The following is an 18,926-nucleotide window of genomic DNA, read 5'->3' as shown; positions in this document are numbered from 1 at the left end:
ATGAAGTCTGGTGAACGAGACGAACAAGCTGACAGCGTCGACGCTGCGTGAGGCCTTCGGCCACTTCCCGACCGGCGTGGTGGCCATTGCCGCGGAGGTGTCCGGAACCCGGGTGGGCTTGGCGGCCAGCACATTTGTCCCGGTTTCGCTGGACCCGCCGTTGGTGTCGTTCTGCGTGCAGAACACCTCGACGACCTGGCCCAAGCTCAAAGACCTGCCGATGCTGGGCATCAGCGTGCTGGGCGAGGCCCACGACGAGGCCGCGCGCACGCTGGCCGCCAAGAACGGGGACAGGTTCGCCGGCATGGAGACGGTGTCCAACGACTCGGGTGCCGTCTTCATCAAGGGCACCGGCCTATGGCTGGAAAGCGCGATCGAGCAACTGATTCCCGCCGGCGATCACACCATCGTGGTGCTGCGGGTTTCGGAGGTGACAATCGACGCCGAGGTCGCGCCGATTGTGTTCCACCGCAGCGCTTTCCGCCGGCTCGGCGGCTGAGGTTTCAGCGCCCGCTCGTCAGCGGCGAAACAGCTTGTTGCCCAACCACACGACGGGGTCGTATTTGCGGTCGGCGACGCGCTCTTTCATCGGGATCAGCGCGTTGTCGGTGATCTTGATGTGTTCCGGGCAGACCTCGGTGCAGCACTTGGTGATGTTGCAGAAGCCCAGGCCGAATTCCTCCTGGGCCTGGTCGCGCCGGTCCAGTGTGTCCAGCGGATGCATCTCGAGCTCGGCGGCCCGCATCAGGAAGCGGGGACCGGCGAAGGACTTCTTGTTCTCCTCGTGGTCGCGGACCACGTGGCAGACGTTGTTGCACAAGAAGCACTCGATGCACTTACGGAACTCCTGCGAGCGCTGGACGTCGACCTGCGCCATCCGGTACTCGCCGGGTTGTAGATCCTTGGGCGGCGCGAAAGACGGTATCTCGCGGGCCTTCTCGTAGTTGAACGAGACGTCGGTGACCAGGTCGCGGATCACTGGGAAGGTTCGCAACGGCGTCACGGTGACGACTTCATCCTCGGCGAACGTGGACATCCGGGTCATGCACATCAGCTTGGGCATGCCGTTGATTTCGGCCGAGCACGATCCACACTTGCCCGCCTTGCAATTCCAGCGGACTGCGAGATCGGGTGTCTGGGTCGCCTGCAGGCGATGGATGATGTCGAGCACCACCTCGCCCTCGTTGACCTCGACGGTGAAGTCCTGCAGCGCGCCGCTGGTGTCGTCACCGCGCCACACCCGCAAGTTCGCGTTGTAGCCGCTCATCAGCTTCTCCGTCCTGGGTGTTCGGTCAGCTCTTCGTCGGTGAAGTACTTCTCCAGCTCGGAGATCTCGAAGAGCTCCAGCAGATCCTCACGCATCGGGGACTGGTCTTCTCGGGTGATGGTGACGTCGGGAATCACGTCGTCGCCGGCCACGCGGCAGACCAGCAGCACCTTGCGCCACGACGGGTCCATCCCGGGGTGATCGTCGCGAGTGTGTCCACCGCGGCTCTCGGTGCGGGTCAGCGCGGCCTTGGCGACACATTCGCTGACCAGCAACTGGTTGCGCAGGTCGATGGCCAGGTTCCACCCGGGGTTATACGGGCGATCGCCCTCGACGTGGATGTGCTTGAAGCGCTCGCGGAGTTTGGTCAGCCGTTCGAGGGCCTCGGTGATCTCTTCCGACTTGCGGATGATCCCGACCAGGTCGTTCATCGACTGCTGCAGTTCGGACTGCAGCGTGTACGGGTTCTCCGCGGTGGCGCCGTTCGCCGGTGCCTCGAAGGGGGCCAGCGCCCGCTGCGCCGCGATCTCGATGGCCTCGTCGGACACCGTGGGGCGGCTGGCCAGCGCGCGTGCGTAGTCGGCGGCGCCCAGCCCGGCCCGGCGGCCGAAGACGAGCAGGTCCGACAGCGAGTTGCCGCCCAGCCGGTTGGAGCCGTGCATGCCGCCGGAGCACTCACCCGCGGCGAACAGCCCGGCGACGGTGGCCGCGCCGGTGTCGGGGTCTACCTCGACACCGCCCATCACGTAGTGACAAGTGGGCCCGACTTCCATCGGCTCCTTGGTGATGTCGACACCGGCCAGCTCCATGAACTGGTGGTACATCGACGGCAGCCGTCGCTTGATCTCCTCGGGTGTCAACCGGGAGGCGATGTCGAGGTAGACCCCGCCGTGCGGGGTGCCGCGACCCGACTTGACCTCGGAGTTGATGGCGCGCGCGACCTCATCGCGGGGCAGTAGGTCCGGGGTGCGACGGGCCGAGTCGTTGTCTTTGAGCCATTGGTCGGCCTCGTCCTCGGATTCGGCGTATTGGCCCTTGAACACCGGGGGGATGTAGTCGAACATGAAGCGCTTGCCCTCGGAGTTCTTCAGCACTCCACCGTCGCCGCGCACACCCTCGGTGACCAGGATCCCCTTCACGCTCGGTGGCCACACCATGCCCGTCGGGTGGAATTGGATGAACTCCATGTTGATCAGCGTCGCGCCGGCCCGCAGTGCCAGCGCGTGGCCGTCGCCGGTGTACTCCCACGAGTTCGACGTCACCTTGAACGACTTGCCGATCCCGCCAGTGGCCAACACCACCGCTGGAGCGTCGAAGACGATGAAGTTGCCGCTCTGGCGCCAGTAGCCGAACGCCCCGGCGATCCGGTCGCCGTCCTTGAGCAGCTCGGTGATCGCGCATTCGGCGTACACCTTGATCCGCGCTTCGTAGTCGCCGAGCTCGGCGAAATCCTCCTGCTGCAGCGAGACGATCTTCTGCTGCATGGTGCGGATCAGCTCCAGGCCGGTCCGGTCACCGACGTGTGCCAGCCGCGGGTAGGTATGCCCGCCGAAGTTCCGCTGGCTGATCTTGCCGTCCTTGAGGCGGTCGAACAGCGCGCCGTAGGTCTCCAGCTCCCAGACCCGGTCGGGAGCCTCCTTGGCGTGCAGCTCGGCCATCCGCCAGTTGTTCAGGAACTTCCCACCGCGCATGGTGTCGCCGAAGTGGGTCTTCCAGTTGTCCTTCGGGTTGGTGTTGCCCATCGAGGCCGCGCAACCGCCCTCGGCCATCACCGTGTGGGCCTTGCCGAATAGCGACTTGGACACGACCGCAACCTTGAGGCCGCGTTCGCGCGCTTCGATGACCGCGCGCAAACCCGCGCCGCCGGCACCGATCACGACGACGTCGTAGGAGTGCCGTTCGACCTCAGTCATAAAACCTCGCTCAACTATTCCTTGTTGTCCTCGGGAGGGCTTCTCAGCCAACAAATCTCAGGTCTGAAATGGTTCCGCTGGCCACTAGTGCGACATAGGCGTCGGTGAACATCAGCGTGCCCAGCGTGATCCACGCGTACAGCTTGTGCCGGGTGTTGAGCCGGCTTACCTGGGTCCAGATCCAGTACCGCACAGGGTGTTTGGAGAAGTGCTTGAGGCGCCCGCCGGTCACATGCCGGCAGGAATGGCAGGACAACGTGTAGATCCAGAGCATGATGACGTTGCCGAGCAGGATCAGGTTGCCGAGTCCGAAGCCGAAACCGCCCGGCCCGTTCCCGGAATGGAACGCGACGATCGCGTCGTAGCTGTTGATCACCGAGATGATGCCGGCGACGTAGAAGAAGTACCGGTGGGTGTTCTGGATGATCAGCGGAAGCTTGGTCTCGCCGCTGTAGTGCACGCGCGGCTCGGCCACTGCACAGGCGGTGGGCGATTGCCACACGGTGCGGTAGTAGGCGCCGCGGTAGTAGTAGCAGGTAAGCCGGAACAGCAGCAGGAATGGCAGCGTCAGCGCCGCGTACGGCACAAACCACCAGTTCGGCAGGATCTGCGGCCAGAATTCGCTGGCCTCACCGCAGGCCTTCGCCATGCACGGCGAGTAGAACGGCGTCAGGTAGTGATACTGCGGGACGAAGAAGTATTCCTTCTGCAATCCTCGCGCCGTCGCGTAAATGAGAAATGCGGCGAAGCCGAGGTCGATCCGCAACGGCGACAACCACCACCGGTCGGTGCGGAGCGTTCGCTCCTGGATGCGGGCGCGCGTCGGTGAAAAGACACCGGACGCAGGACTGTTCGCCGTGGGTGCGCTCATCTAGTGTTCCTCTTCGAACGGGCTGTTGATTCGAAGGGTACACAGAAAGACCCCCACTTTTCGCGGGGGGCTTGGATTGTCAGGCCCGGTTGTGACCCCCGACACCCTCGTCGTCGACATCGCGCCAAAAATCGCTGTCGTATTCGGTATCGGGAATGACGATCTTCTCACCGGATTGCTGCACGGTGGCGCCCGCTAGGTCTAATTCAGAAACATCGGTGTCGAGTAGTTCGACATCGCTGAGGATTCGGTCGGCGTCGATAACAATGCGGCGCATGGCCGGGCTGTCGCCGTAGCGCGCCTTCAACGAACTCACGCACCGCCGAAGGCCGCCGATGAGGTCATGCAGCTCGGCGAGTTCAGTGGTGGTGGACAACGGATCTCCTAGGGCTGAGGGTGTCACGGATCACAGTACGCTCTCGATAGTATCCACAGCACTGGACCGGACGCTGGACTCGCGACTTCGGGGGACGACGGAGCAAACACCGATGACAGGTCAAACCACGCTGGCGCAACGTGCCGCGGCGCTGCTCGAATTGCACCAGCCGGGCAATCCGGTGATCCTGCCGACGGTCTGGGATGCCTGGTCGGCTCGTCTGGCCACGGACGCCGGATTCGCCGCACTCACGGTGGGCAGTCATCCGCTGGCCGACTCGGTCGGCAAACCCGACGGCGAGGGCATGTCGTTCGACGATGTCCTGGCCCGCGTCGCCCAAATCACCGCGGCTGTCGACGTTCCGGTGTCGGTGGACATCGAATCGGGCTATGCCGAGCCGGCACAGCGCCTGATCGGGGGACTGCTGAGTGCCGGCGCCGTCGGGCTCAATATCGAGGACACCGTCCACTCGGAGGGCAAGCGGCTGCGGTCAGCCGGTGAACACGCGGAGTTGGTCGGCGCGCTGCGGTCGGCCGCCGACGCGGCCGGGGTGCATGTGGTGATCAACGCCCGCACCGATCTGTTCCTGCGCAATGACGGTGACGATGCCGATCGGGTCGAAAGGGCTGTGCAGCGACTGACTCAGGCAGCCGCGGCGGGCGCTGACGTCCTCTATCCAGTGGGTCGTCACGACCCGGAGACGTTGCGGCGCTTGGCCGTTGAGCTGCCGTTGCCGATCAATGCGATCGCACTGCCGGACCAGGACGATCCGGCGTCATTCGGTCCGCTCGGGGTGGGCCGGATCAGCTTTGGTCCCTTCCTGCAGGCTGCGCTGGGCCGTCGGGCCGCCGAACTGCTGGCCCGCTGGAGCTAGCCCGACCTGATCGGTTCGAGCATCCGGTGCGGCCGCCGCAGCGCCTCGCTGACCGGGTCGTCCCGCGAATCGCGGGGGCGTCGTGGCGGGTGCGCGACGAGATCGCCGACCTCGGGAACCTGTCCGCACCGCAGGCAGCCGCGGTCCCGGCCGATGGCGCCGCCGCAGTCCGCGTGCCGGTAGGTCCGGGTCGGCTTGTCCAGCAAGTGCTCGCCTCCCCACGTGATCATTGACCAGATCACTGGCCACAGTTGCCTGCCTTTGGCGGTCAGCTCGTACTCGTTCGCCTGCTTGGTCAGCACACCTTCGGAGACAAGGAACGCAAGCCGGTCGGCCAGCACCGCCTTGGGAATGCCGAGGTGATTGTGGAGGTCGCTGAAGCGTCGCGCCCCGTAGAAGGCGTCGCGCACGATCAGCAACGTCCAGCGTTCGCCGACGATCTCCAGGGACCGAGCGATCGGGCAATTCTCGTCGGGGTACTCGCGGGGAAGGGCCACGTCCCGATACTACCCCTTGCCGGTTCGTTCACCGAACCGTATAGTTCAAGCAGTCAGGTTCATTCACCGAACCAGCGAGGGCCCGATGAAGGCAGTCAGTTACGACCGCTTCGGCGGACCGGAAGTGCTGCATTACCTGGACCTTCCGGATCCCACGCCCGGTGCCGGGCAGTTGCTCATCCAAACCATCGCGGTGGGCGTCAACTTTCCCGACATTCGCGAGCGGCTGGGCGTCTACAACAAGGCCGAGACTCGCGTGGGCGGTGTGCAGCTTCCCCAGGTGGGTGGTCTCGCCGTCGCGGGCACCGTGGTCGCGACCGGTCCGCAGACCTCGGTGCCGGTGGGCAGTCGGGTGGTGGCCCTGATGAAGAAGGGGGCCTACGCCCAAGTCGCCGTCGCCGAGGAGCCATTGTGTGCCGTCGTCGACGAAGACGCTGACCTCCGGGTGTTGGCAGGGTTCGCGGCCCAGGCCGCGTGCGCACACCTGTTGCTGCAAGCGTCGACGACGCTGCGCACAGGGGAGTCGCTGTTGGTGCACGGCGCGGCGGGCGGGGTGGGCGGCCTTGCGGTGCAGATCGCGAAAGTGCTTGGAGCAAAGCCGATTATCGGCACCGCAAGCACGTCGGAGCGGCGGGAGTTCGTCAGGGCACTGGGCGCCGACGCGGCGATCTCCTACGACGAGCCGGGATGGACGGACCAGGTGCTCGAGCTGACGTCGGGGCGCGGTGTCGACGTCCTGATCGAGTCGATCGGCGGGGAGGTGTTCGAGCAGAACTTCGACGCGCTGGCCCCCTTCGGCAGGTATCTGTTGCTCGGCTCGTCGCGCGGCCCCGGCGAGCCGTTCGCTCCCCGTCGACTCATGACGAAATCACAAGCGCTGATTGGCTTTTACCTACCAGTCTTTTATGACCGACCCGAGCTGATCGGCAACGCGCTGCGCTTCCTCACCGACGGCCTCAAAACCGGGCAGATCACGTCGCAGGTGGACGAGGTGCTGCCGCTGAACCAAGCCGCCGAAGCCCATCGGCGGCTGGAAGGCCGCGAAGTGCGCGGCGTCATCGTCCTAGACCCAACTATCGAATCGTGAGGAATGCCATGACAAATAGCGTCGAGTTTGAAGTCACGCCGCACACCCTGAACCGCATCGACATCGCGACGGGTGTCGAGTTCGACGAATTCATCAGGGCCTTCGAGAAAGCGGCGCCCAACTTCGACCCCGCGACAGTGCGGCAAATTGTCGAACGTGGCGGCAGTTGGGATGACGTCCTGGCAGCCGCGGCGATCAACGCGCCGAATGACCTGATGGTCTACGCCAAGATCGACGGGCTGCCACTACTCGGCCTGGCCGGCCACGCCACGAAAGCAATCGAGTACCTGCTCGGCAACCACACCATCGCCGAGACGATGTTTCGGCACGACCCGAAGGCGTTGCTGTACGCGCCATTACGGCTGCTGATCCACGCCGACGCCGACGGCAATGCTGTCTTCTCGATGGACCAGCCCAGCGCCGCATTCGGCAGCCTCGGCATCGCGGAGGTGACGAAGGTGGGCGAGAGCCTGGATCGCAAAGTGGTAAACCTGTTGCGCATCATCGGCGTTGACGCCGATCTCGCTTTTGGCTAACGGAAGCGTGACATCCGGCGAAGCCTGGTGGCTTCGCCGGATGTACTCGTCGGGAACTACTTGGTGATCTCGATGCGCTGGGCCTGGCTTCCGGCGTACGCACCGGTGACCCGTACCGTTAGCACGCCGGCGTCGTAGGAGGCCGCGATGGCCTCGCCGGTGACGTGTGCGGGCAGCTGGAACGACCGGCGGAACGAGCCGTAGCGGATTTCGCGCAACGTGCGGCCGTTCTGCTCCTCGGAGTGCTCGTCGCGGTGTTCGCCGTGGATGACCAGGCGACCCTTGTCCACCTCGACGTTGACGTCCTTGTCGACGTCGACACCGGGCAATTCCAGCCGTACCACCGCGTCATCGCCGTCCTTGACGATCTCGGCAGCCGGCGTGAAACCGCTGGTCACTGGCTTAGCCCAGTCCGCTGCCGCGGCGGGGCCGAAGAAGTCGCGCAGCCACCGGTCGGTGTCCCAGGTCGGTCGCGACCACAATGCGAGGTTACTCATGGCATCTCCTTTTTCTTCCTTGAGTTCCGTTGTGAATGTGCTGTGACCGGCGCCCTGCCGGCCGGCTGTAAGGAATAACTTGAGTCGACCACGCTTAAGTTCCACATGGGTGTTCGCCGTGGGCGAACGAACATCACACAGGCGTTTGGAAGGAGTGAGACTGCCGTCACGCCGGCTTCACATTTTGCGATTTCCCCTTAATTTCCGGCTCCTATCCTCTTGGCATGGCCCCAGTCCCCAATGCGCACGCGCACTGTGCTGCCCGTCACATGGTTATGGTCGGGCACGGCATGGTGGGCCACCGCCTGGTCGAAGCGCTGCGAGCCCGCGATACCGACGGGTATTGGCAGATAACGGTTTTGGCCGAGGAAACCGACGCCGCCTATGACCGCGTCGGATTGACTTCGTACACCGAAAGCTGGGACCGCACCTTGCTGGCGCTGCCCGGCAACGACTACGCGGGCGACGAGCAGGTGCGGCTGCTGCTGAACGCGCGGGTCACCGAAATCGACCGCGCGACAAAGTCTGTACTCACCGCCGACGGTCAACGGCATCGCTACGACGCTCTGGTGCTGGCCACCGGCTCGTATGCTTTCGTCCCGCCGGTGCCCGGGCACGACCTGCCCGGCTGCCATGTTTACCGCACTCTCGACGACCTCGACGCGATTCGTGCGGCCGCCGAGCGGGCGCGTGACGGCGGTCATGACACCGCGGGTGTGGTGATCGGCGGCGGTCTGCTCGGACTCGAAGCCGCCAACGCGTTACGGCAATTCGGCTTACAGACGCACGTCGTCGAGATGATGCCGCGGCTGATGGCCCAGCAGATCGACGAGGGCGGCGGTGCGCTGCTGGCCAGGATGGTCACCGAACTTGGTATCTCGGTGCATGTCGGCACCGGTACCGAATCGATCCAAACCGCCCAGCGACCGGACGGCACGGCATCCACGCAGGTGCGGCTGACCGACGGCGACATCATCGACGCCGGCGTGGTGATCTTCGCGGCCGGCATCCGGCCGCGTGACGAACTGGCCGCAGCGGCGGGGCTGACGCTCGCCGAACGGGGCGGCGTTCTCACCGACTTATCCTGTCAGACAAGCGATCCCAACATCTACGCCGTCGGCGAGGTGGCTGCGATCGGCGGACGATGCTACGGCCTGGTCGGGCCGGGCTACACCTCCGCCGAGGTGGTGGTGGACCGGTTGCTGGGCGGTGCCGCCGAGTTCGGCGAAGCCGACATGTCCACCAAGCTCAAACTGCTGGGCGTCGACGTCGCCAGCTTCGGTGACGCGATGGGCGCGACAGAGAACTGCCTCGAGGTCGCCGTCAATGACGCGGTAAGCCGGACCTACGCCAAACTTGTGCTCTCCGACGACGCCAAGACCCTGCTCGGCGGGGTGCTGGTGGGCGACGCCTCCTCGTACGGCGTGCTGCGGCCGATGGTCGGCAGCGAGCTGCCCGGCGACCCGCTGGCGCTGATCGCACCGGCCCAATCCAGCAGTGGGGCTGCGGCTTTGGGAGTCGGTGCATTGCCGGACTCCGCGCAGATCTGCTCGTGCAACAACGTCACCAAGAGTGATCTGAAGTGTGCGATCGCCGACGGCTGCGCCGACGTGCCCGCACTCAAGTCGTGCACGGCGGCCGGCACCTCGTGTGGATCCTGCGTCCCGCTGCTCAAACAGCTGCTGGAAGCCGAGGGTGTGGCGGAGTCCAAGGCGCTGTGCGAGCACTTCGGCCAGTCTCGCGCCGAGCTGTTCGAGATCATCTCCGCCACCGAGATCCGCACCTTCTCGGGCTTGCTGGAGCGCTACGGCCGCGGAAAGGGTTGCGATATCTGCAAGCCCGTGGTCGCATCCATCCTCGCCTCCACCGGTTCCGAGCACATTCTGGAGGGCGAGCAGGCCTCGCTGCAGGATTCCAACGACCACTTTCTGGCCAACATCCAGAAGAACGGCAGCTACTCGATCGTGCCGCGGGTCGCCGGCGGTGACATCAAGCCGGAGCATCTGATCCTGATCGGACAGATCGCACAGGACTTCGGGCTATACACCAAGATCACCGGCGGCCAGAGGATTGACATGTTCGGGGCCCGGGTGGACCAGCTGCCGGAGATCTGGAGGCGGCTCGTCGACGGCGGCATGGAATCGGGGCACGCCTATGGGAAGGCGCTGCGCACGGTGAAGAGCTGCGTGGGCAGCGACTGGTGCCGTTACGGGCAGCAGGATTCGGTGCAGCTGGCGATCGACCTGGAGATGCGCTACCGCGGTCTGCGGGCACCGCACAAGATCAAGCTGGGCGTCTCGGGCTGTGCCCGCGAGTGCGCCGAGGCCCGCAGCAAGGACGTCGGCGTCATCGCCACCGAGAAGGGATGGAATCTCTACGTCGCCGGCAACGGTGGGATGACTCCCCGGCACGCCCAGTTGCTGGCCGGTGACCTGGACACCGAGACGTTGGTCCGATACGTCGACCGGTTCCTCATGTACTACATCCGCACGGCCGACCGGCTGCAGCGCACCGCGCCGTGGGTCGAGGCGATCGACGGCGGGCTCGACCACGTGCGCGAGGTCGTCTGCGACGACTCTCTGGGCCTGGCAGCTGAATTCGAGGCCGCAATGGAGCGGCATGTGCAGAACTACAAGTGCGAATGGAAGGGTGTGCTGGAGGATCCGGACAAGCTGTCGCGGTTCGTCTCCTTCGTCAACGCCCCGGATGCCGTCGATGAAACGGTGACCTTCACCGAACGGGCAGGGCGCAAAGTGCCTGTGCCCATTGGCATGCCGCAGATCCGTTCATGATTAGGGGGCAACTGTGACACTGGTCAACGACATCGTGGCGTGGACGACGGCCTGCTCATACGATCACCTCATCCCGGGGCGCGGCGTCGGCGTGCTGCTTGACGATGGCAGCCAGGCGGCGTTGTTCCGGCTGGACGACGGGTCGGTGCACGCGATCGGCAACCTGGATCCGTTCTCCGGCGCTTCGGTGATGTCGCGCGGCATCGTCGGCGACCGCGGCGGGCGGGCCGCCGTCCAATCGCCCATTCTCAAGCAGGCCTTCGCCTTCGACGACGGCTGCTGCCTGGACGACCCGCGGATCTCGGTGCCGGTGTATCAGGTTCGGGTCACCCCCGACGGACAGATCCAGATCGCCCGGCTGGCTACCGAGTAGACATCAGCGGCCGATATCGCCGACCAGGTAGCGCTGCATGGTCGGGCCGATCGCGTCGACGAGCGTCTCCACCGACATGGAGTGCAGCGGCTCGGAGCGAACGCCGTAGCGCATGATGCCCAGGCCGACCAACTGCGAAGCGCACAACGATGCGCGTACGGCGGCCTTGTCGGCGCCCAGCATTTTCAGCAGGGGGCCGAAAACCGGTCCGATGAACATGCTTTGTACGATCTCGGCCGTCTTGGCCATACCGGTCGATGCGATCGCACTGGCCGCGAACGGTCCACCGCCCGCGGCGTCCCATGTGGTGATCAACAGGTACAACGTTTGGCGGCCCACCTGGTTGACCCCGCCGGTGACGATTCGATCGACGAATTCCGGTGTGCCGAAGGGCAACCGCAGCATCTTGGCGACCGGGTCGAGGAGCCCACGCGATGGTTCTTCGCGACGGGGCATGATGCCAGGATCACCCCTGGGTGATCAAAGATCAAGCATTGCCGGCGTCGGCGCGCCCTGCCGGAGATGACGGTAGCGGGCTGCGGTGGCCAGCGCGGGTGGAACCGCGCGACGGAATCGGTCCGCGATCAGCCGCACCATTCCCGGATGATTGCCCAGCGGCCGGCTGACCACGTCGGCCCCGCAGGCGCGCAGCCGCTCGTGAAATAGGCCATCGGACAGTAGATACGACGCCACCGCCACCCGTCGCGCACCGCCGGCCCTTGCCTTTTCCACGGCCTCGCCGATCTGCGGGCCGCCGGCGGCAAAGCCCAGGCCCACCGGCGAACTGGTCATCGCTGACAACAGCGTGGCGGTGGTCTGCAGATCCGACCGAGCCCTGGCGTCCGATGTCCCTGCCGCGCCGAGGATTACGGAATCGCCTGGACGCCAACCCGATTCAATTAACTGATCGGCGACGATGCGCGTGATCCGGGCGCCCGGGCCCAGGGCGGGCGTGACGACGACATTGCGATGCCCGCTGGCCTCGACATGGGCGGGCAGATCGGCGCGGACGTGATACCCGCGGGACAAGAACGCCGGCACCACGATGGCCCGCGGGCCCGGGTCGGCGGAAAGCACCTCGTTGGGTGTGGGTCCCAGCACGTCGACGAACGCAACCTGTACCGTCTGCCCGAGCTGCGCGCCCACCCGCGCGGCGAGATTTCCGACCATTGCGACACCACCCGGGCGGCGGGTGCCATGCGCGGCAAGTATCAGGCTCACCAAACCCCTGCCGGTTCATCGATCGCCAGCCGGTAGCCCCGCTTGACGACGGTTGCGACAATCTGCTTGTCGCCCAACGCCGTTCGCAGGCGCAGCACAGCCGTATCAACGGCGTGCGTGTCGTTGCTGTTGCCGGGCAGCACCCGCAGCAAGTCGCCGCGGGAGACGACGTCTCCGGGCCGTTGTGCCAGCGCCCGTAGCACCGCCATTCCCGACCCGGACAGCGACTTGACGCAACCGTCGACCAGCACGCAGGTTCCCCGGATCTCGATCGCGTGGTCGGCGGCCTTCACCGTGCGAGACACCAACGGCGGCAGTTCCACGGCGATATGGCGGGCCAAGGCCCCCAACCGCATTCGTTCGGGCGACGATGTCGGGACGCCTTTTCGGATCAGCGGCTGGGAGGTCACCGGGCCGACGCACATCGCATGAACGTCAGTGCGCAGTGCGTCGAGCACCTGTCCCTCGATATCCAAGTCACGGCTGCGCTCCAGCACTGCCGCGGCGGCAGGTGCCGAGGTGAAGCTGACCGCGTCGAATTGCCGCCGGGCGATTCCCGTCACCAGCTGGTCGAAGTTCCCGCCCAAAGGTGTTGATTTCCAGCGATATACGCGGATCGATACCACCTCGGCACCCCCGGCACGCAGGCCGCCGAGAAATTCCGGGAACGGATCCCAGGCGTCCGCGGCTCCGTGCAGCTGGACGGCGATGCGCGCACCGGACACCCCGGACTTGAGCAGGTATTCGAGAAGCTCTTGAGAGGACTCGGATTTCGGGGACCACTCCTCGTGCAGCCCGGCCGCACGCAGGGCCCCGGTCGCCTTCGGCCCGCGGGCCAGGACCCGCGCCTCGGATAATGCCGCGAGCAGCTGAGTGGATAACCCCCACCCCTCAGCCGCGGCCAACCAGCCGCGAAAGCCGATGCCGGTGTGTGCGACCAAAATGTCGGGGGGATCGGCGATCAGAGCTTGGGTGTTGCTGTGCAGTTCGTCGTCGTCAGGCAGTGCGATCATGTTGATGGCCGGGGCGGCGCAGACCTCGGCGCCATTGCGGCTGAGCAGCGCGCACAGCTCCTCGGAGCGGCGCGCCGACGTCACCGCAATGCGGTAGCCGGTCAACGGTGGCGAGGCGGGCTGGCCCATATGCACTGTGTATGCCCGTGACGTTTCGGCCGTATTACCTAGCAATTGCTGACGCATTGCCCGCCCGTCTCAGACGCGGGCCAGGGCAGGTGAGGGCTGCGGCGCTGTTCGCCGCTGAGGTCCAGCGACAGAACCGCAGGTGCGCTGGAAGCTCGCAACGTGGTGCGCATGCAATCCTCTCGGCGAGCCCATGCATCAAACGAGCTCAATCCCTACGTCGAAGTGGGTGCCCCGAATTGAGAGGCCAACCCGGCCGTGCTTTCGATGCTCACATTTGCAGTGGAAGTCCGTCAACTCATTCTCGCCCAATTTCGCCTGTAGGTTGATTATCAGTTATCTGATAAGTCGCTGAACGACAACGCATTTGAATACCCGCAGCTCAAAACCGCCCGCTGACGGACAATTCCGTAAAGAACCCGTAAATATTTGGGGTTCATCGAACGCCTGTGGAATTCGGTGTGAGCTGAAATACATTTCGTGCTGAATGCGATGCCCCTCCCATGCCGGGGCTAGACCCGCGCCAGTCCGGCCGATATCTGCGCGCCCGGCTCGACGGGCGCAGTGACCTCGAGCGGCCGCCGCACGTAGATCGCCCACGTCAGCGCGGAGGCGCCCACGTAGACCAACATGAACGCCCAGAACGCCGCGGTGGCTGTGCCGCTGTGCAGATAAGACTGCCGCAGAGCCAGATTGACGCCGACGCCGCCGAGCGCGCCGACCGCCCCGGCAAAGCCGATCAGCGCGCCCGACATGGATCGCGACCACTGCCGGCGCTCACCCTCGCTGACCTGCAGCCGGTGGCTGCGAGCTTCGAAGATCGACGGAATCATCTTGTACACTGAGCCGTTGCCGATGCCGGACAAGACGAACAAGGCAACGAAGCCGATGACGTAACCCGCCATCGTCGCGGCCGACGTGCGCCCGTGCGCGTGGCCCCCGAAAGCGCTTGCACTGACCAGGATTCCGGCGGCGAGGATCATGGAACAGAACACCGCCAGGGTGACCCGGCCACCGCCGATGCGATCGGCCAGCTTGCCCCCGTACACCCGGGACAGCGATCCCAATAATGGCCCCAGAAAGGCGATCTGCGCGGCATGCAGCGATGCCTGTGCCGCGCTTTGACCGCTGGCCACGAAGTTCATCTGCAGCACCTGACCGAACGCGAACGAGAAGCCGATGAATGAGCCGAAGGTGCCGATGTAGAGCAGCGCGATCACCCAGGTGTGGGGTTCGGACAGCACCGCGCGCATGGTCCTCATCTCGATGCGGTACTGCTGCAGGTTGTCCATATAGATCGCGGCGCCGATTCCCGCAATCGCCAGCAGCACAAGGTAAATCGCGCATACCCAGTAGGGCTGGCGGTTACCGGCGGTCGCGATGACGAGCAGGCCGACCAGTTGCACCACCGGCACCCCGAGGTTGCCGCCGCCCGCGTTGACCGCGAGCGCCCAGCCTTTGAGTCGCTGGGGATAAAACGCATTGATGTTCGTCATCGAGGAGGCGAAGTTGCCGCCGCCCAGACCCGCCAGTGCCGCACACACCAGGTAGGGCCACAACGGCAGTCCGGGGTGCGCCAGTAACAGCATGGTGCCGACGGTCGGGATCAGCAGCACGAAAGCCGAGAAGATCGTCCAGTTGCGCCCGCCGAATCTCGCCGTGGCGAACGTATACGGGAAGCGCAGGCATCCGCCGACCAACGTTGCGGTGGCGCCCAATAAGAACTTGTCGCCCGCGGAAAACCCGTACACCGACGCAGGCATGAACAACACCATCACCGACCAGATGGACCAGATCGAGAAGCCGATGTGCTCGGCCGCCACTGACCAGATCAGGTTGCGACGGGCGATCTTCTTGTTGCCCGCCTCCCATGCGACGGTGTCTTCGGGGTCCCAGTCAGAGAGGACATGCGAACGGCCCAGCGAGATTCCCATGCGATCACGCTAGGAATCGTTTGTTGCCCGGGCGCTGCGTGCAGTGACTCGGGCGTGAATTTCCGCTCACCACATCAAGACTGATGCTGTGAGGCCGATCAACCAATGTGGCGCACGCCACAGCCACGCGCTGTGACTATCCCGATGTGGCGGGAGGATATCGGCGAATCATACTGGAAAATAACGTGTTTCGCATCGTTACCAGACGTCACCCGCGCGCCAATCGCACATCAGTGCCGTGGAGGTGTCCACATCGGCCATAACCGGCAACACGAAGATCGTTCCGTCGTCATCGGGGGTGCGGGTCGGACCGGTCGGGCTCAGCACCGACGTTGTTCCGCGCCAGGGCAACCAGCCGCGCTTGGCGTAGAGGCCGCGGGCCCGGGCCGATGAACTGAGCGCGCCCAGTTGGTAGGCGCCCCGCGTCACCTGCTCGACGCCGTCCAGTAGGGCGTGTACCAGCCCCTGGCCGCGGCAATCCTCCCGTACCGCGACGCCCTCGACGTAACCGCAGCGCAGCGCGGTGTCCCGGTAAAACAACCGCCGCTGGACAACCGACGCGTGCGCGATGATCGCGCCGTGCCGCCAGACCAGGGCGTGCATACCGCCCAGTGCGTGTTCCCAATCGTGCTCGGTGAAATTGCCGGCGAACGCGTCGCTGACCATGTCGTGGACCCGCTGCAGAGTCGTGCTGTCGAGATCGGCGGTGTGGACCAGGCGGGCGGTTTGTACCTGGGGGCGCACGATCCCTGTCTACCAGGCCCCCCGGGTGCCTGCATTAGGAGAACTGCCAGCCCGCGGAGTTCGCCTGCGACCCCGCCCCGACGGGAGACCGGGGCCGTGCCCAGTGCAGCCGGACAAGCTGGCCGGCCCGCACCTGAGCGACTTTGTCCATGTCGTCTTCGATGACCACGCCGACGACCGGGTAGCCACCGGTGACGGGATGGTCGGGCCCCAGAATCACCGGTAAACCGTTGGGCGGCACCTGAATTGCGCCGCGGGTGGCTCCCTCGCTGGGCAGTTGGCGGTCCGGGAACCGATATTGCAGCGGGCGCCCGACCAGCCGCATGCCCACTCGGTCACTGCGATCGGATGCCACCCAATCGGTGTGCACCAGGTTGTCGGGATCGGTGAACCAGTCGTCACGGGGCCCGGGCACCACCGACAGCTCGACGACATCGCCGGTGATGGCGGCGACCGGGGCCTGATCGAGTTCTGGGTAGTCGTCGGTGTGCTCGCCGACCGGCAGTCGGTCTCCGGTCTGCAGTGGCGACGGCCCGATCGCGGCCATCACGTCATAGCTTCGCGAGCCCAGCACCGGCTCCACGCAAATGCCACCACGCACCGCCAGGTAGGAACGCAACCCGGCGCGCGGGGTGCCGAACGAGATCACCTCGCCGGCGCGGACGCGGTGAATACTGTTGGTGCCGAACTTGATTCCGTTGATCGTCGGGTCGGTGTCGGCACCGGTCACCGCGATGTCGACGTCACCGCCGTGCACGCGGGCGCAGAATCCGCCGAACGTCACTTCGATGGTGGCGCGGTCGTCGGGGTTGGCGACCAGCCGGTTGGCCAGCTTGTGTGAACGGCGGTCGGCGGCCCCGGACCTGCCGACGCCAAGGTGGGCTTGTCCGACCCTGCCGAGGTCCTGGACGACGGCGAGCGGTCCGGTTCGGAGGATTTCCAGGGTTGTCACGGCATCCTCCTTGGTTACGCGGCCCGGAATCGGACCCACATGCCCTGCGTCAGCAGCGCGGGGTTCGGTCGACCGAGATCCCACAGCACCGCGTCGGTGTGGCCGATGAGTTGCCAGCCGCCGGGCGATTGGCGCGGGTATATCGCGCTGAATTCGCCGGCCAGGGCGACCGAGCCGGCCGGTACCGACGTCCGCGGCTCCGCGCGGCGTGGCACCCGCAGGCGCGCGTCGCCGTCGACCAGATACGCGAAACCTGGTGCAAATCCACTGAATCCGACTCGCCATAACGTGGCGGTGTGGGCGTCGACGACCTGTGCCGTCGACAGTCCGGTGTGGCTGGCGACCTCGGCGAGGTCGGGCCCGTCGTAGACGACGTCGATCACCACGTCGGCGTTGCGTTCCGTCGGGGCGGTGGTGTCGGCGATGACCCGCATCTTGCGGAGCCGCTGCCGGATGACGCCTTGATGGCGGGGGCCGACAAGCTTGACCAGTACCGTGCGGGCGGCCGGGACGATGTCGAGCACACCGGGCAGCGCCGCGGCACGCAGCGCGTCCACCCAGGCCAACACCTCAGCGCTGCTGCCGCATTGCACCATCAGCGCGTGGTCGCCGTAGTCGAAAACGGTGTTGCCGACCAGCTCGGTGGGCAGGTCCATGGGGAGATCCGTCACGCTCATTACTCGACAGTAACTTGCAATCCGTGCAGGCGGGAGGGGGCGGAGCGGGATTTTCGAGCACTGCCAGAGCTGCCTTACCGAACGCTCAAACAGGCGTTGCCCAAACGGGGTTTAACCGAGGATCTTGCTGATGAGCGGCGGCAGTTGGTCGGCGATCGTCGGGTAGCTGAGCACCGACGAAAACGCGATCGCACCGGCCTGGTCTTTGGTGGTGAAGATGTGCCGGTTTTGGGCGGTCGCTTGCGACCCTGCGACCTCGGGGTCGGCCAGCAGCGCCTTCTGGTCGTCCGCGCTATTGGTCGTCCAGATCACCACGTCGGCGGAGTCGAGCACCGTTTTGATCTGATCACGGGGAATGAGAGCGCGGTGATCGTCGCTGCCGAATCCCTTGATGCTGTCCGCGATGACCAGACCCATCTCGTTGAGGAAATCGGTCCGCCACCCGGCGAGGGTGGCCACCACGGTGCCCTGCCACAGCTTGCCCTGCATCAGCAATGCCTTCTTGCCCTTCCACTGCGGGTACTTCTGGGCAACGGCGGTAAACCCTTTGTCGACGGTGTCGATCAGTGACTTCATCTGGTCGGCCTGGAACACCGCCTGACCGATCGTGGTCGCCTGCACCTTCCACGGCTCGAAGAACGCGTCGCCGCCCGATTGCGCCACCGTGGGGGCGATCGCCGAGAGCTTCTGATACGTGTCCGCATCCACGCCAGCGTTGATCGCCACGATCAAATCCGGCTTCAGGCCGGCGATTTGGTCGACGGGGATTCCGCTGTCCAGGTTCAGCACCACCGGCTGTGCCGCGCCGAGCTTGGGCTGGGCCCATGGCCAGACGGCGAACGGCTGATCGCCGAACCAGTTGGTGACCGCGATCGGCACCACGCCCACCGCAAGCAGATCGTCCTGCTCGGTGTAGCCGGCGCTGACCACGCGCTTGGGCGGCTCCTTGACCACGGTCTGGCCGAAGAGGTGGGTGATGGTTACCGATCCTCCGCCGGAGGTGCTCGGTGTCGGCTTGGGCGACGAGCACCCCGAGGACAGGCCGGTCACCCCGGCCGCCGCCGCGGTCGCGGCAACCCCGGCGAGCTGCAAGAAGCCCCGCCGATTCCATCCCTGTCGCATCGCGTGAGAGTATCGCGTTCGGAACCCTCACCTGCATCGCCGCGCTGTTCTCGC

20 protein-coding genes are annotated in these 18,926 nt (G+C 65.6%); 6 read left to right on the top strand and 14 right to left on the bottom strand.

Going from position 1 to position 18,926, the window contains the following annotated elements:
- The first annotated feature begins 10 nt into the window (after positions 1–10).
- A complete protein-coding gene (locus MNAB215_RS06390) occupies positions 11–499 on the top strand; it encodes a flavin reductase family protein (protein WP_077077954.1) in 489 nt (162 codons plus the stop codon).
- An 18-nt stretch (positions 500–517) separates the two neighbouring features.
- Here the strand turns inward: MNAB215_RS06390 and MNAB215_RS06385 are convergent, their stop codons facing one another.
- From MNAB215_RS06385 to MNAB215_RS06370, 4 genes are all read right to left on the bottom strand, one after another.
- Positions 518–1,267 carry a succinate dehydrogenase/fumarate reductase iron-sulfur subunit gene (locus MNAB215_RS06385; protein ID WP_077077953.1) on the bottom strand — a complete coding sequence of 250 codons (750 nt, stop codon included), beginning with the start codon at positions 1,265–1,267 and terminating at the stop codon, positions 518–520.
- Complete coding sequence (locus MNAB215_RS06380) at positions 1,267–3,180, bottom strand: fumarate reductase/succinate dehydrogenase flavoprotein subunit (protein WP_077077952.1); 1,914 nt, start codon at positions 3,178–3,180, stop codon at positions 1,267–1,269. The genes MNAB215_RS06385 and MNAB215_RS06380 overlap by 1 nt, the downstream gene beginning before the upstream one ends.
- 43 nt (positions 3,181–3,223) lie before the next feature.
- Positions 3,224–4,051 (bottom strand): hypothetical protein, encoded by an 828-nt coding sequence (locus MNAB215_RS06375; RefSeq protein ID WP_077077951.1) that lies wholly within the window; start codon positions 4,049–4,051, stop codon positions 3,224–3,226.
- Between the two features lie 79 nt (positions 4,052–4,130).
- Complete coding sequence (locus MNAB215_RS06370; protein WP_077077950.1) at positions 4,131–4,427, bottom strand: hypothetical protein; 297 nt, start codon at positions 4,425–4,427, stop codon at positions 4,131–4,133.
- A 112-nt stretch (positions 4,428–4,539) separates the two neighbouring features.
- Between MNAB215_RS06370 and MNAB215_RS06365 the strand changes: the two genes are divergently transcribed.
- A complete protein-coding gene (locus MNAB215_RS06365) occupies positions 4,540–5,301 on the top strand; it encodes an isocitrate lyase/PEP mutase family protein (RefSeq protein WP_077077949.1) in 762 nt (253 codons plus the stop codon).
- On the opposite strand, the gene MNAB215_RS06360 is transcribed toward MNAB215_RS06365, so the two are convergent.
- A complete protein-coding gene (locus tag MNAB215_RS06360; RefSeq protein WP_077077948.1) occupies positions 5,298–5,798 on the bottom strand; it encodes a winged helix-turn-helix transcriptional regulator in 501 nt (166 codons plus the stop codon). The genes MNAB215_RS06365 and MNAB215_RS06360 overlap by 4 nt on opposite strands.
- A gap of 85 nt (positions 5,799–5,883) precedes the next feature.
- Between MNAB215_RS06360 and MNAB215_RS06355 the strand changes: the two genes are divergently transcribed.
- Together MNAB215_RS06355 and MNAB215_RS06350 are read left to right on the top strand one after the other, a co-directional pair.
- Entirely contained in the window at positions 5,884–6,885 is a 1,002-nt protein-coding gene (locus MNAB215_RS06355; protein ID WP_077077947.1) for a quinone oxidoreductase family protein, read from the top strand.
- Between the two features lie 8 nt (positions 6,886–6,893).
- Positions 6,894–7,421, top strand: a complete 528-nt coding sequence (locus MNAB215_RS06350) for a DUF302 domain-containing protein (RefSeq protein ID WP_077077946.1) — start codon at positions 6,894–6,896, stop codon at positions 7,419–7,421.
- Positions 7,422–7,477: 56 nt separating this feature from the next.
- Here the strand turns inward: MNAB215_RS06350 and MNAB215_RS06345 are convergent, their stop codons facing one another.
- A complete protein-coding gene (locus tag MNAB215_RS06345; protein WP_077077945.1) occupies positions 7,478–7,918 on the bottom strand; it encodes an Hsp20/alpha crystallin family protein in 441 nt (146 codons plus the stop codon).
- A 224-nt stretch (positions 7,919–8,142) separates the two neighbouring features.
- On the opposite strand from MNAB215_RS06345, the gene nirB reads away from it, so the two are divergent.
- Together nirB and nirD are read left to right on the top strand one after the other, a co-directional pair.
- Positions 8,143–10,710, top strand: a complete 2,568-nt coding sequence (gene nirB / locus MNAB215_RS06340; protein WP_083746018.1) for a nitrite reductase large subunit NirB — start codon at positions 8,143–8,145, stop codon at positions 10,708–10,710.
- Positions 10,711–10,723: 13 nt separating this feature from the next.
- Positions 10,724–11,083 carry a nitrite reductase small subunit NirD gene (gene nirD / locus MNAB215_RS06335; protein ID WP_077077943.1) on the top strand — a complete coding sequence of 120 codons (360 nt, stop codon included), beginning with the start codon at positions 10,724–10,726 and terminating at the stop codon, positions 11,081–11,083.
- Between the two features lie 3 nt (positions 11,084–11,086).
- On the opposite strand, the gene MNAB215_RS06330 is transcribed toward nirD, so the two are convergent.
- From MNAB215_RS06330 to MNAB215_RS06295, 8 genes are all read right to left on the bottom strand, one after another.
- On the bottom strand, positions 11,087–11,539 hold the full coding sequence (locus MNAB215_RS06330; RefSeq protein ID WP_077077942.1) for a TetR/AcrR family transcriptional regulator: 453 nt from the start codon (positions 11,537–11,539) through the stop codon (positions 11,087–11,089).
- A gap of 24 nt (positions 11,540–11,563) precedes the next feature.
- The gene (locus MNAB215_RS06325) at positions 11,564–12,304 is read right to left on the bottom strand and encodes a sirohydrochlorin chelatase (protein ID WP_077077941.1); all 741 of its coding nucleotides are present in this window, start codon (positions 12,302–12,304) and stop codon (positions 11,564–11,566) included.
- Complete coding sequence (locus tag MNAB215_RS06320) at positions 12,301–13,446, bottom strand: uroporphyrinogen-III synthase (RefSeq protein ID WP_077077940.1); 1,146 nt, start codon at positions 13,444–13,446, stop codon at positions 12,301–12,303. Before MNAB215_RS06320 ends, MNAB215_RS06325 begins: the two co-directional genes overlap by 4 nt.
- Positions 13,447–13,955: 509 nt before the next feature.
- A complete protein-coding gene (locus MNAB215_RS06315; RefSeq protein ID WP_108637582.1) occupies positions 13,956–15,365 on the bottom strand; it encodes a nitrate/nitrite transporter in 1,410 nt (469 codons plus the stop codon).
- A gap of 210 nt (positions 15,366–15,575) precedes the next feature.
- Entirely contained in the window at positions 15,576–16,121 is a 546-nt protein-coding gene (locus MNAB215_RS06310) for a GNAT family N-acetyltransferase (protein ID WP_077077938.1), read from the bottom strand.
- Between the two features lie 34 nt (positions 16,122–16,155).
- Entirely contained in the window at positions 16,156–17,073 is a 918-nt protein-coding gene (locus tag MNAB215_RS06305) for a 5-oxoprolinase/urea amidolyase family protein (RefSeq protein WP_077078463.1), read from the bottom strand.
- 14 nt (positions 17,074–17,087) lie between these two features.
- On the bottom strand, positions 17,088–17,750 hold the full coding sequence (locus tag MNAB215_RS06300) for a 5-oxoprolinase subunit B family protein (protein WP_077077937.1): 663 nt from the start codon (positions 17,748–17,750) through the stop codon (positions 17,088–17,090).
- Between the two features lie 111 nt (positions 17,751–17,861).
- On the bottom strand, positions 17,862–18,872 hold the full coding sequence (locus MNAB215_RS06295) for an ABC transporter substrate-binding protein (RefSeq protein WP_077077936.1): 1,011 nt from the start codon (positions 18,870–18,872) through the stop codon (positions 17,862–17,864).
- Between the last annotated feature and the right edge of the window lie 54 nt (positions 18,873–18,926).

Origin of the sequence: Mycobacterium numidiamassiliense (assembly GCF_900157365.1) — a bacterium.
In the GTDB taxonomy this organism is placed as follows: domain Bacteria; phylum Actinomycetota; class Actinomycetes; order Mycobacteriales; family Mycobacteriaceae; genus Mycobacterium; species Mycobacterium numidiamassiliense.
The sequence above is the reverse complement of the archived record's forward strand: the minus strand, read 5'-3'. Positions and strand labels throughout refer to the sequence as shown.